The sequence below is a fragment of the Christiangramia flava JLT2011 genome (assembly GCF_001951155.1).
Classification (GTDB): domain Bacteria; phylum Bacteroidota; class Bacteroidia; order Flavobacteriales; family Flavobacteriaceae; genus Christiangramia; species Christiangramia flava.
Map to the genome: position 1 here is coordinate 1801665 of NZ_CP016359.1, position 14629 is coordinate 1816293.

Consider the following 14629-nt stretch of genomic DNA (forward strand, 5'->3'; position numbering starts at 1 on the left):
TTTAACTTTCAAAAGAATTCAATATCAGCCTGAAAACATAAGGATTTATCAATATTTAACATCTAAAGCTAAAAGTTTTATTAATAAGTTTTCGGTCAAAACTGGGCTGGAAAATTTCATGTTTGCAGCCGGTTGTGTAACTTTCGGAACACATAATCATGCCTTCATTCTTGCGACGCCATATCATTTACATTGTATTATTCCTTTCTGGGATTCTAAAGAGCCAGGAATTACCACCGGTGATCAATTACAGCCCAAATGAATACGCGGCGGGAAACCAGAACTGGATGATCTCCCAGGATGAGGAAAAGAGTTTCTACTTTGCCAATAGCAGCGGACTTTTAAAATATGATGCAGAGGAGTGGACACTATATCCGGTTCCGAATAAAACCATAGTTCGATCGGTGAAAGCCTTCAAGGATCGTGTGTATACCGGTGCTTACATGGAGGCGGGTTATTGGACTGAAAATGACTTCGGAAAAATGGAATATCATAGTCTTGTTTCAAAATTTCCGAATGATATCAATGATGGGGAGCAGTTCTGGCAGATAGAAACCTTGAATGACCTGGTTCTTTTTCGGAGCTTTAATGGGATCTATATTTACAATCCTGAAACGGAAGTCATTCGATTGCTGGATAACCCTTATGGCGAGCCTATTTCCAGAATATTTAAGCTGAATGGAACCATTTATTACCAGCTTGTGAATACAGGTTTATTTAAAATTGTTGCTGGTACTTCAGAATTAGTCATTCCACATGAGCAGCTGGGAGAAACTGCTATCATGTTTTTATTTGAAAAGGAGAATCAATTAGCATTTGTCAGTGGTAACAGTGAATTTTTTAAGTGGGATGGCAATACTCTATTTAAATTTTACACCGAAGCTGAAGAACAATTAAACCAGATTGCGATATTCGATGCCGAGCTCATCGATGATCAGCTCGTCCTTGCTACAGTTGGCAAAGGCCTGGTTACTATTGGTAGTGACGGGCAGATATCTAACAACATAGATCAGAAGAACCTTTTGCTAAATAATACGGTTCTGGAGATTTTCAAAGATTCTGAAAATAATATCTGGGCAGGCCTGGATTATGGAATTGCCATGGTCGATTATGATTCTGAAATTACTGCATTTAAGGATATAAAAGGAGACATTGGTTCTGTTTACACTGCGCTGCAAACTGATTTGGGATTATACGTTGGTACTAATCAGGGTTTATATCTTAGAAGATCGAATGATCAGGATTTTAAACTCGTTCCTGGAAGGAACGGCCAGGTTTGGAGTCTCGATCAAATTGGTGGGGAAGTATTTATGGGCCATAATAATGGGACTTTTTTGATCAACGCTGGAACTTCTGAAAAAATCTGTGATCGCCTGGGAACCTGGAAGGTTAAAAAATATTCCGATTCAATTTATATCCAGGGTCACTACAACGGAATTAGTTTTTTAAAGAGGACAGGTAAAGTATTTGAGTGTACAGAAATGTTACCTGAATTTCCGCATTCTTCCAAAGACCTGATATTGAGTAACGACGGAACAGTTTGGGTGAGTAATGAACACAAAGGAGTCTTTCATTTGGAAGTTGATCCTAAAAAATCAGCTTATAAAATAATTGACAATTATAACTTCAATGGAGAGTCGGGAATTACTTCCAGTCTGTTCAAATTTGATGATACCTTATACTATAGCTCACAGGATCATATTTATAAATACGACCAGGCGTCCAATTCATTTTCCAAGAAAAATGGCTTGAATGAGCTTACAGAGGATTACAATCGGGTTTCGGGCAAAATGATCGTTACCAAGCCTGGTGAACTTTGGGGTTTTTCTCAGGATGCTATTTTTAAAATTACTCCTTCAGGTCTTGGTGATAAGTATCAGGTACAAAACCTGTATATAGATCAGTCCTATCGGAATATTGCAAGGGGTTACGAAAATATTTCAATCGCCGGGGACAAACTGTTATTAGGCGTAGCGAATGGTTATTTAAGATTTTCTGATACTTCTGTTGAACCAAATTCTAATCTGGCGAGTATTTCAATCAGAGAAGTTTTATCGGGCGGAGTAAATACTGAGTATAATCTCGTATCCTTAAATACAGATCCAAAATTCGACTATAAACAGAATAATATCACATTCAAATTTGGTATTCCCAGCTATCAAAAATATAATTTGCCGCTATATAGTTACCGTCTAAACGGTTTTACTGAAAAATGGAGCGATTGGTCTCATCAATCAATCGCTACTTTTGAAAATCTTCCCTTCGGAGAATACAAATTCGAAGTGAAGGCTAAACTCGACAATCAGGTAACCGATGGCGCGTTCTATACTTTCAGAATTCAAAAGCCCTATTACTTAAGCAATCTGGCAGTCGGAATCTACATTTTTATCTTTTTAATGATTCTTCTTACAGCTCACCTATTATATAGGAGACACCATAAAAAGGCTATAGCTGAAAATGAAAGACAATTGAAGATGAAGAATCTTGAGGCCGAGCAGGAGATCATTAAACTACAAAAGGAGAAACTGGAGCAGGATATGGCAAGCAAGAACCGTGAGTTGGCCGTATCAACCATGAGCCTTATTAAAAAGAATGAATTTCTTTCAAGTATTAAAGAAAGATTAGAAAAAGAACAAGGATCTTCTGAGGTCAAAAAAGTTATTAAAACCATAGACAAGGATATTGATGAAGAAGATAACTGGAATTTCTTCAAAGAAGCTTTTAATAATGCAGATAAGGATTTTTTAAAGAAGATGAAAAGCTTGCATCCAGAATTAACTTCAAGCGATTTGAAACTTTGTGCCTATTTAAGATTAAATCTTACTTCAAAAGAAATTGCACCACTGCTAAATATTTCGGTCAAAAGTGTAGAGATTAAACGATATCGTTTGCGTAAAAAGATGAATTTAGACCGAAATGAGAATTTAACAGACTATATTCTTTCCATTTAACCTTAACAGAGTCTTCAAAAAACTCTACATAAACTCTACATTAATCATAATTCCTTCTTTCTCAGAGTTTTTTAACGATCTTATCATATCCTTGAAAACAGCTATTATTATTAAGTATTTATTAAAAATGTAGTGAGATTATTAAGTTTTTATTCGCTGTAGAATTTTTGTAAAGGTGCGTCATTATAAAACTTTACACCGTATTGGTACATTGAATAAAAATTTTAACAATTCATCACATGAAGAAATTTACCTGTCTTTTAATAGTAATTCTAAGCGGGTTTTTAGCAGCGCACGCTCAATCGTTTTCGGTGAGCGGAAATGTTACAGACGAAAGCGGAATACCGTTATTAGGTGTAAACGTCCTTGTAAAAAATCAGTCTCGGGGAACAACTACCGATTTCGATGGGAATTATACTATCGGGAATATCACATCTGGAGATATTCTTCAATTCTCATATTTAGGTTTTAATACCCAGGAAATAAGAATTACAGATCAGCAAACACTAGATGTTCAACTTTCCGCTGATAATGAAGCTTTAGATGAAGTAGTGGTTATTGGTTATGGCACTCAATCTAAGAAAGAAGTTACTGGTGCAGTAAGTACTGTTGGTAGCGGAACGATAGAAGAGTTAAATCCGGTTCGTGTGGAACAGGCATTACAGGGGCGAGTAGCCGGGGTTAATATCACTTCTACCTCAGGATCGCCGGGTAGTGCTTCTACGATCAATATCCGTGGTATTTCAACCAACGGAGATTCCAGGCCATTAATTCTTGTAGACGGGGCTGTAATTGAAGATCTAAGTGTTATCAACCCAAATGATATTGAAAATATCAGTGTTCTAAAGGATGCAACAGCAGGTATCTATGGAGTACGGGCTGCAAATGGTGTGATATTAATAACCACTAAAGGTGGTTATAAAAATACTGATCTACGAATTGAAGTTGATGCTTACACAGGGTTACAGGAAACAAGTCGCAAGCTGCCGGTTTTAAATGCAACAGAATATGCGGTAATTCTTAATGAAGCTTTCGTTGCCGGTGGGCAGAATCCACCGTTCCCAAATTACAGAAATTTAGGAGAGGGTACCGACTATCAGGATGAGGTCTTCCAACAGGCACTAATGTCTGATACTAACCTTAGTATTTCCGGAGGAGGTGAAAAGACAGCTTATTCTTTTGGTGCTGGTTATCTGGATCAAAATGGTATCGTAGGCGGTGAGTCTTCCAATTTCGAGCGTTTTACCGGTAGAATGAATTTCAACTACGATATTATAAAAAACCTAAAGCTGTCTACAACTGCTATTTATACTCACTCCAATAGAAAGACACTTGCAGAGAATGCTTTAGGATCTGTTTTGTTCAATGCTATCAATATGGCTCCAACAATACCGGTGTATGATGAAAACGGAGACTTTAGTCTTGCGGAGTTACTTGGGAACGAGGTAATCAACCCGGTTGCGCAGATTCAAAATACCTATAACAATAGCCAGGTAGATAAGATCACGGGAACAGCAGGTTTAAGCTATGATTTCCTGGAGCATTTTAAAGCCGAGACAAGGTATCAGTTCAATTATTCTGAAGTGAGAGGAATTAATTTTCAGCCTCAGGCATATTACGGATCTGGTAAAGTCTTTAACGTAGATCGAAACGTGGTAAGTGAAAGCACCAATTTCTATAGAGATTATACATTTGATGCCTTCCTTTCTTATGATAACACTTTTAATGATCTTCATAACGTCAAGGCACTTGTAGGAACTTCTGTGTTTAGAACTACCGGTGATTTTTATGGTTTTACCGGTTATGACATTCCTGGTAATAGCTTTGAAAACGCCAGTATTGAAAACGCTTCAGATGTAGTAGACAATTATATAAACGTAAGTAACAGAATTTTCGATCAGCGCTTATTGTCTTATTTCGCACGTTTGCAATACAATTATGATGAAAGATACTTGCTTTCAGGAGTAATTAGACGTGACGGATCTTCCAACTTTGGTCCTGAAAACAAATTTGGCTGGTTTCCATCAGCATCTGCCGGATGGGTCATCAGTGAAGAGGACTTCTACGGAAATGGAGATTTAGTCAGTTTTCTTAAACTAAGAAGTAGTTACGGTATTTTAGGTAATGACCGTATTGGTGCTTTTGGATACGTGTCTCTACTTAACGGAGAAGGAACTTATGTTTTTGACGATACCCTTTATTACGGTGTAGCAGCAGGTAGACTTTCTAACCCTGAATTACAATGGGAAGAACAAACTGCCTTTGACGTTGGAATTGATGCAAGGTTGTTTGGAGATAAATTAGACCTGACCGTAGATTATTTCAAAAGACAAACCGATAAGCTTTTACTTACACCTCAGGTTTCAGGAATTTTAGGTGTGGGAGCACCAGGAGCTGGAGCTCCTATAGTTAATGCTGGTTCTGTTGAAAATAAAGGTTGGGAATTCAGTCTTGGATACAGACAAATTGTAAATGATGATTTTGATTTTAACATCAATTGGAATTTAACGACCCTGGAAAATGAGGTGCTTTCTGTAGCTAATGAAAATGGATTTGTACCAGGAGGATTTTTCGCGGTTGGACAGGGAGACGCTCCTGCAAGAATGGAAGCAGGTCATCCAATAGGTTATTTTTACGGTTTGCAGACAGATGGTATCTTTCAGAATGCCGAGGAAGTTGCTGCCGGACCTTCTCAACCAAATGCTCATCCTGGTGATTTGCGTTACGTAGATCAAAATGGAGATGGAGTGATCACGCCAGATGACAGGGTAGAAATTGGAGATCCTATTCCAGATTATACAATGGGATTGAATCTTGGGTTTAACTATAAGAATTTTGACTTTACGGCTTACGCTTTTGCATCTGTAGGTAACGACATTGTTCGAGCTTACGATCGTAATGAAACACGAACCAATAAGACCTCTTATGTCTTGAATAGATGGACAGGAGAAGGAACTTCAAATACCTATCCTAGAGTAAACATAGGTGCGAACTATAATAGTGTTTTCTCAGATTTCTATGTAGAAGACGGGTCCTATTTAAGACTTCAAAATGTTCAGCTAGGATATAGCCTGGGTGAGAATATCACCGAACAGCTAGGCATCAGAAAATTAAGATTTTACCTGGCTGTGAATAATGCATTTACAATTACTGATTATAAAGGTTACGATCCATCGGCATCTTCCGGAGCTCCAATTGGAGGAGGGATAGATCAGGGATTCTATCCGGTACCACGAGTTTATACTGCAGGTTTAAACTTTAAATTCTAAAAAAATGAAGATGAAAATGAATACAATCAAAAATCGCATAGTCTTCGCTTTAGCACTTTGTATAGGTGTTGCCTGTAGTGATGACTTTGTTGAGGTGACTTCAGAAAATGAAAGTTCAGATAACTATTTTAATTCTGAAGAAGACTACCAGCAGGCATTAATTGGTGCTTACGATTTGTTGCAGGCAACATATTTAAATGTGATGATCGGCGAAATTGCTTCAGATAATACACTGGCTGGAGGAGAAAGCGCTAACGATGTTATAGGTCTTCAGCAAATTGATGATATGCAGCATACCCCGGTAAACCAGCAATTACGAGATGTATGGAATTGGATGTTTGCGGGAGTTAATCGTGCCAATTATATTTTGCAGTACCAGGACAAGACAGATTTTCCTGGGAAAAATGAAGTGATTGGCCAGGCAAGATTTTTAAGAGCCTATTATTACTTCGAATTGGTAAAATTCTTTGGTGATGTGCCCCTTGTGGTAGATAAACCATTAGAGTTTGGAGATCAGTTTAGTGTTGAGCGTACTCCAAAAGAGGAAGTTTATGATCAAATTGAAGCAGATCTGATTTTTGCTGCTGAAAACCTTCCGGCTACTCAGGAGCAGGCAGGAAGAATTACTTCAGGAGCTGCGAATGCGTTACTGGGAAAAGCTTATTTATATCAGGAACAATATGCTGAAGCTGCTACTGCTTTGGAAAAGGTTATTAATGGGCCGTATTCTTTAGTTGAGGATTATGCATCAATTTTTGAACAGGAAGGCGAAAACGGACCTGGTTCTGTTTTTGAAATTCAGTATACCGATAAAGAAGGCGCAGGCTTTGGATGTCTTCAGTGTAGTGAAGGGAATGTTGCTGTTGGTTTTAATGGAATTCGAAACTATAACGGGCCGGTTTTTGACTCTGGATTCAGTTTTAATGTTCCAACACAGGATGCTGTTGACGCATTTGAAAACGGAGATATTCGTGAAGATGTGGCAATCCTGGATATAGAATCTTTCGCTGCTCAAAATGGAGCAACTTACGTTGAAGGTTATGAGCACACCGGTTATTATAATAGAAAATATCTTGCTAGAAAAGGAGATCTGAACACAGGAGATCAGAACCTTACAAACCCAAATAACTATCGCTCCATCAGGTTTGCCGATGTGTTGTTAATGGCTGCAGAAGCCAATTATCTCAAGTCAAATTCAGATCCAGAAAAAGCCAAGATGTACCTGAATAGAGTTCGAGAACGTGCAGAACTTAATCCGGTTACAGAAAATGGAGCTGATCTGCTGGACGCTATTTATCAGGAGCGCAGGGTGGAATTGTTGGGAGAAGGACACAGATTTTTCGATTTGGTTCGTACAGGAAGAGCTGTCGCAGAAATTGAAGGTTTCCAAACAGGAAAAAATGAAGTTTTCCCTATTCCACAAATAGAGATTGAATTAGCAGGTAACAATTGGGAGCAAAATCCAGGATACTAATCATACAACTAAACAAATTATAGAAAATGAAAATATTTCGATTATTAATGGTTTTATTCATATCAGCACTTTGTTTTACTGCGTGCGAGGATGAAGAGATTACAAATTATGCATTTCAGGATGTTTCCGCACCTGCAAATGTTACCGCTGATTTTGATATTGCACAGGACGATTCTGGAACTGTGACCATTACACCAAGCGGTGAAGGTGCCCAGACTTTTCAGGTTTATTTTGGCGATGAAGAAAATGAAACTCCTACCGAAATTGCTGCCGGTGAAACTATCTCTTATACATACGGAGAAGGTGAATACCTGGTAAGAATTGTTGCGGTTGGATCAACTGGGCTTACAAGCGAATTTAACCAGAGACTGGTAATAGCTTTTAAAGCTCCAGAAAATCTTCAGGTAAATATCGATCAGGATGCTTCTAATCCTGCAACGATCAACATCAGTGCTACGGCAGATTATGCCACAATGTATGATGTATATTTTGGAGATGCTGAGGATGAAGAGCCTACGCAGTTGATGCCAGATGAAACTATTACATATACATATGCTGCTCCTGGTACTTACACAGTAAGAGTTGTGGCTAAAGGAGCTGGAGTTGCAACCACCGAGACAACCGTAGAAGTAGTCGTGCCAGAAGCAAACGACCCGGTTAAACTGCCAATCACTTATGATGTACCAACAGTAAACTATGCATTGGGTACTTTCAACGGTGCAAGCTTTGAAGTAGTAGATAACCCATTTTTAAGTGGTGCAAATCCTGAAGCTTCTAAAGTAGGTGCAATTACCAATTCTGGATCTTTATATGAAGGTGGTGCTTACAATTTGGGCGAGCCAGTAGACTTCAGTGGAGATAATAAAACTATCTCGATGAAATTTTATTCCGAAGAAGCTGTATCAGTTTTGGTGAAGTTTGAAGGAGGGCCTAATGGAGAGCGTCCTGTTGAAGTGTCAGCAGATCATGGTGGAACAGGTTGGGAAGAGTTGACATTCAACTTTGCCAGCGATGCCGTTGCAAGTTATCTTGACGGGGCTGATGATAACGGTGCTTCTATCGTACCTGACGGACAATACAATACATTGGTATTATTTGTTGAAATAGGTGAAGAAACTGCAGGAACTTTCTATTTTGATGATATCATGCAGGAAATGATCATGACCGATCCTTTTAAACTTCCTGTGACTTTTGATGATGAAAACGTAGTTTATACAAACTCAGGGGCAGGTTTTGAAGTAGTCGCAAATCCTCAGCAGAATGGTATTAACGATGTAGATACTAATGTAGGTGCTGTAACAAATGCGGGTCAGCAGTATGAAGCAGTGACCTTTACTTTAGATGAGCCGGTAGATTTTTCTTCAGACAACAAGACAATCACAATGAAGGTTTATTCTGAAGTTGCCTATCCTGTATTATTCAAATTTGAAACTGGAGTAAATGGTGAAAGAGCTAATGAAGTGGAAGTGAATCACGGTGGAACCGGTTGGGAAGAATTGACATTCGACTTCAACAATGCAAGAAAAAGTTATGTTGATGGTGATCCTGAAAATGGAGCTGATTTTGCGCCTACAGGTCAATACAATCAATTCTCTATCTTCCTTGATTTTGCTGGAACTACAGCAGGAACTTTTTATATAGATGATATTGTTCTTAATGGAGAAACTGGTGGAAGTGGAACTGAACCAACTTCAGCGGCACCAACTCCAACATTAGAAGCTTCAAAAGTTATTTCAATGTTTAGCGATGCCTACACAAACGTTCCAGTTGATACCTGGAAAACAGATTGGTCAGATTCAGGATATGCGGAAGTAAGCGTTGCCGGAAATGTAGTAAAATATTACAGTAGCCTGAATTTTGTTGGTATTGAAACAACTTCAAATCAAATTGATGCGTCAGGAATGACTCATTTTCACACTGATTACTGGACAGGAAATGCGACTGTGTTTAGAGTGAAATTAGTTGATTTTGGCCCAAATGGATCCTACCAGGGCGGTGATGATACAGAGCATGAATTAGAATTCACTGTAACACCAAATACTTGGGTAAGTTTGGATATCCCGTTGTCAGATTTTACAGGATTGACAAATACCTCCAATATCGCCCAGCTGATATTTTCAGCAGCTCCAGCAGGAGAGGCCGATGTATATGTGGATAATGTTTATTTCCATAACTAGGAAAAATAAGAACTATGAAAGAATTAAAAATGATTTTTAGCCTATTGGTAGTTTTATTAATGTTTTCCGGATGCGACGGGGATGAAGACGATCTCCAGCTGGAAAGCATGGTAGTGCCCACAAATATCCAGATAGATACAGATATCAGTACTGACGGTTCCGGAATTGTCGTTTTCGATGTGAGCGCTGATAATGCGATAACCTATAAATTCAATTTTGGGGACGAAACAACCGGAACGTCATTAGACGGAACTTATACAAAACGTTATAGCCGTAATGGGTTGAACACCTATCAGGTACTTGTTGTGGCTTATGGAAAAGGCGGAATTAGCAGTTCTAAAAGAATAGAAATTAGTGTAGAAAGTGACTTCTCAGATCCTGAAACAAAAGAATTCCTTACTGGAGGAAGTTCTAAGATGTGGTATGTGGCTGCATTCCAGCCGGGTCATTTAGGTGTAGGTCCATCCTCAGGAGATGGTTTTGACAGTCCTATTTATTATTCTGCGGCTCCATTTGAAAAAGCCGGAGCTGAGGCAAGTGCTTGTTTTTATACAGATGTGCTAACATTTAGTACTACCGGAGAGAACAATTTCACTTATAATCTGAATAATAATGGTGCAACTTTCTTCAATGTTGATTATGTTGGGCAGTTTGGCGGTCCAACAGGGAGTGGTGACCAGTGTATCGCCTATGATACAGGTGGTGAAAAGACTGTTACATTGTCTCCGGCAACTTCCGGAATTGAAAGCTCAACCGGTACTGTTATGGATTTTTCTGATGGTGGTTTTATGAGTTACTATATTGGCACCAGCACTTATGAAATTCTAGATATCGATGAGAATAGTATGTATGTTCGGGCTATTATGGGTAACAACCCTGCATTAGCATGGTACCTGAAGTTTACTACCACTCCTTATGATCAGCAGCAGGAAAGCGGAAATGGCGGTGAGGAAGAAGCTGAATTTGAGACTCAATTTAATAACCTGGTATGGTCAGATGAATTTGATGGGGACTCTTTAGATACTGATAGCTGGAATTTCGAGACTGGAAATGGTACCAATGGGTGGGGTAATAATGAATTGCAATATTACCTTCAGGATAACGTAACGGTACAGGATGGAAGTCTTTTTATTACAGCAAAACGAGAATCTGAAAGTGGATTTGATTTCACTTCTGGAAGGATTACTACTCAGGATAAATATGAATTCACTTATGGTCGAGTAGAGGCGAGAATCAAGTTGCCTGAAGGAGTTGGAACCTGGCCTGCATTCTGGATGCTTGGCGCCAACTTTGATGGGGTTGGCTGGCCTGAAACAGGAGAAATTGATATTTTAGAATGGGTAGGAAAAGAGCCTGGCAGAATACAATCAGCTTTGCATTTTCCTGGAAACTCTGGCGGTAATGCTGTGGTGGGGCCATCCACTATTGAAAACCCTTCTTCAGAATTTCATACCTATACCGCAGAATGGACCGAAGATGCGATCACATTCCTTTTGGACGGTGAAGTGTATTTCACTTTTGATAATGACTCTGACAAACCTTTCAATAAAGATTTCTTCCTGATTCTGAATGTTGCTATGGGCGGTAATCTTGGAGGTGATGTTGATCCTGCTTTCAGTGAATCAGCAATGGAAATTGACTACGTAAAAGTTTATCAATAATTGTTTGAATTGCAATAATTACCCGGAACAGAAGTTCCGGGTTTTATTTTTCTTATCATGAAAAAAATACTTTGTTTTTTTATGTCGGCTTTCGTCGGCGTGACAAGTTTTGCTCAAATCTCTGAGATCAAAAGCTCGGTAGACAGAGTGGAAGAAAAGGTGGATTCTGTACTTCAAAAGATGACTTTGGAGGAGAAGATTGGCCAGATGGTACAATATAATGGCAGTTGGGATCTTACCGGTCCTGCTTCTGATAAAGGAAATAAGGAGAAAGAAGACCGGGTTAAAAAAGGTATGGTCGGCTCTATGCTAAATGTCCTTTCCGTAGAAGCGACGGAACAGGCTCAGCGTCTCAATATGGAAAACTCCAGGATGAAAATCCCGATGATGTTTGGGTATGATGTGATCCATGGTTATAAAACGATTTTTCCAGTCCCTTTAGCTGAAACTTCCAGCTGGGATCTTGAAGCAATGGAAGAATCGGCTAGAATCGCAGCGTTGGAATCGGCTGTAGATGGTGTAAACTGGACTTTTTCGCCAATGATCGATGTGTCTCGAGATGCCAGATGGGGACGAATCATGGAAGGCTCCGGGGAAGATCCGTTTCTAACTTCAAAAGTTGGTGAGGCAAAAATTCGTGGTTACCAGGGAGAAGATCTTTCTGATCCCAAAACCATTGCCGCTACTGCCAAGCACTTCGCAGGCTACGGATTTGTAGAAGGAGGGAAAGATTATAACTCCGGAAATATTGGAATTAGGGAATTACACAATTTTATTCTGCCTCCCTTCAAAGCTGCGGCAAAAGCCGGTGCGGCCACATTTATGAACTCTTTCAATACGATAGACGGAATTCCGGCAACAGCAAGCGAATACCTCCAAAGGGATATTCTGAAAGGCGATTGGAACTGGGATGGTTTTGTGGTTTCCGATTGGGGATCGATCGCAGAATTGATTCCGCACGGTATCGCAAAAGATAAAACCGATGCGGCCAGGATCGCGGTTAAAGCCGGAAGTGATATGGATATGGAAGGTGGTGCTTACGAAAGCGGACTGAAAAGCCTGGTTGAGAACGGAACTATTAATGAAAATATTTTAGATGACGCGGTACGTCGTATTCTGAGAGTTAAGTTCAAAATGGGCTTATTCGATGATCCTTATCGCTATTCCGATGCTGGTTTGGCTTCTGAATTTTCTACAGAAGATCATCTGAACACGGCTCGTGATATTGCCAGAAAATCGATTGTGCTACTGAAAAACGAACAGCAGCTTCTTCCTTTAAAAGGGGATGAAAATATTGCCATTATTGGCCCGCTGGCAGATGATAAAGACACACCGATTGGAAACTGGAGAGCACAGGGCGAGAAAAATTCGGCTGTTTCGGTTATCGAAGGGTTTAAGAATTCAGATTTTTCAGGGTCGATGAGCTTTGAAAAAGGAGTGGCATTAGGAAAAGGAGAAAGAAGTTTCCTTATGCCACTGGAGATCGAAAAGGAAGATCGTTCGGGAATTTCCGCAGCAGTAGAAATTGCAAAGAATGCAGATAAAGTGATCCTGGTGCTTGGAGAGGATGCTTTCCAGACAGGAGAAGGAAGAAGTCAGGCAGATGTTAGCCTTGCCGGTCTTCAGAAAGAATTGATGGACAAGGTATTTGAAGTAAATAAAAATATTATACTCGTACTGATCAATGGTCGACCAATTGAGGTCAACTGGGCTGCTGAAAATATTCCTGCTATTGTAGAAGCCTGGCAGCTGGGAAGCGAAAGCGGTAACGCGATCGCCGATGTACTTCTTGGAAAATACAATCCTTCCGGGAAATTACCGGTTTCATTTCCACGAAACAGCGGGCAGGAACCTTTGTATTATAATCATTTGAATACTGGTAGACCGTCGAACCCGCAGCATGTGACCTATTCACATTATACCGATGTGGAAGATGGACCTTTATATCCTTTTGGATTTGGTTTGAGCTATACCAGTTTTGAATATGCGAAACCTGGAATTTCTTCCGCAAGTCTGACCGAAGATGGTACCTTAACGTTGAAAGTTTCTGTAACAAATACAGGTTCGGTTAAAGGAAAAGAGGTGGTTCAGCTCTATGTTAAAGATCTGGTTGCGAAAATCGCCAGACCGGTAAAAGAACTGAAAGGATTTGAATTAGTCGAACTGGAAGCAGGAGAAAGTAAAGAAATCAGTTTTGAAATTTCTTCGGAAATGCTTCAGTTCTATGATGGTGAAAACTGGATTGCTGAACCTGGAGAATTTGAAGCGATGGTTGGCACTAATTCTGCAGAAGTGCAGAGCATAAAATTTGAATTGAAATAATGAAAAACTTAAGTATTTATCTCGTTAGTACATTTCTCGGTGTTTTCAGTTTACAGCTATCTGCACAGGAAGTGATCCTTCAGGAGGATTTCAACGGAGACTCTTTGAATATGGATTTATGGAACTATGAAGAAGGCGACGGCTGCCCGAATCTCTGCGGATGGGGGAACAATGAACGCCAGATCTATAACAGGGACTATGTCGCTGTGGAAGATGGAAAGCTGGTAATCACTGCGGTAAAAGATGGAGAAAAATATTTTTCAGGTAGAATAACGACAAAAGATAAATTAGAGTTTCAATTTGGCGAAATTGAATTTCGTGCGAAACTGGCAACCGGTCAGGGAATCTGGCCTGCGGTCTGGATGTTGGGGGCCGATATTAATGAGGTGAGCTGGCCTGCCAGTGGCGAGATCGATATGCTGGAATATGTGGGCAAAGAGCCGGGAATGCTCTATACGTCTTTGCATACTCCCAAAAGGCACGCCGATAATGCGAATACACAAAAAACAAAAATTGAAGGGATTGAAGATGGCTTCCACGTATATAAAGTCGACTGGAATAAGGATTTTATCGAATTTTTCGTGGACGGAACATCGGTTTACAAATTTGAGCCGGAATCGTACGACGCAGAGACCTATCCCTTCCGAAAAAAGTTTTACTTACTGGTAAATATGGCCATTGGAGGCAATTTTGGCGGGCCGGAAGTAGACGATGCTATTTTTCCGCAGAAATTTTATGTAGACTACATCCGGGTGAAACAACACGCGGAATAGTT

7 protein-coding genes are annotated in these 14629 nt (G+C 39.7%); all 7 read left to right on the forward strand.

Translation table 11 applies throughout. From position 1 onward, the window contains the following. Positions 1-158: 158 nt before the first annotated feature. Positions 159-2951, forward strand: a complete 2793-nt coding sequence (locus tag GRFL_RS07780; RefSeq protein WP_083644082.1) for a helix-turn-helix and ligand-binding sensor domain-containing protein — start codon at positions 159-161, stop codon at positions 2949-2951. A gap of 239 nt (positions 2952-3190) precedes the next feature. Further along, the gene (locus tag GRFL_RS07785) at positions 3191-6220 is read left to right on the forward strand and encodes a SusC/RagA family TonB-linked outer membrane protein (RefSeq protein WP_083644083.1); all 3030 of its coding nucleotides are present in this window, start codon (positions 3191-3193) and stop codon (positions 6218-6220) included. A 16-nt stretch (positions 6221-6236) separates the two neighbouring features. Continuing rightward, entirely contained in the window at positions 6237-7694 is a 1458-nt protein-coding gene (locus GRFL_RS07790) for a RagB/SusD family nutrient uptake outer membrane protein (RefSeq protein ID WP_083646014.1), read from the forward strand. Between the two features lie 26 nt (positions 7695-7720). Then, positions 7721-9871 (forward strand): PKD domain-containing protein, encoded by a 2151-nt coding sequence (locus GRFL_RS07795; protein ID WP_139839180.1) that lies wholly within the window; start codon positions 7721-7723, stop codon positions 9869-9871. A gap of 14 nt (positions 9872-9885) precedes the next feature. Continuing rightward, positions 9886-11532: a family 16 glycosylhydrolase gene (locus GRFL_RS07800; protein WP_083644085.1), complete on the forward strand. Its 1647-nt coding sequence runs from the start codon at positions 9886-9888 to the stop codon at positions 11530-11532. Positions 11533-11613: 81 nt separating this feature from the next. After that, positions 11614-13854 carry a beta-glucosidase BglX gene (gene bglX, locus GRFL_RS07805; RefSeq protein WP_236995902.1) on the forward strand — a complete coding sequence of 747 codons (2241 nt, stop codon included), beginning with the start codon at positions 11614-11616 and terminating at the stop codon, positions 13852-13854. Further along, complete coding sequence (locus GRFL_RS07810) at positions 13854-14627, forward strand: glycoside hydrolase family 16 protein (RefSeq protein ID WP_083644087.1); 774 nt, start codon at positions 13854-13856, stop codon at positions 14625-14627. The genes bglX and GRFL_RS07810 overlap by 1 nt, the downstream gene beginning before the upstream one ends. Positions 14628-14629: the final 2 nt, after the last annotated feature.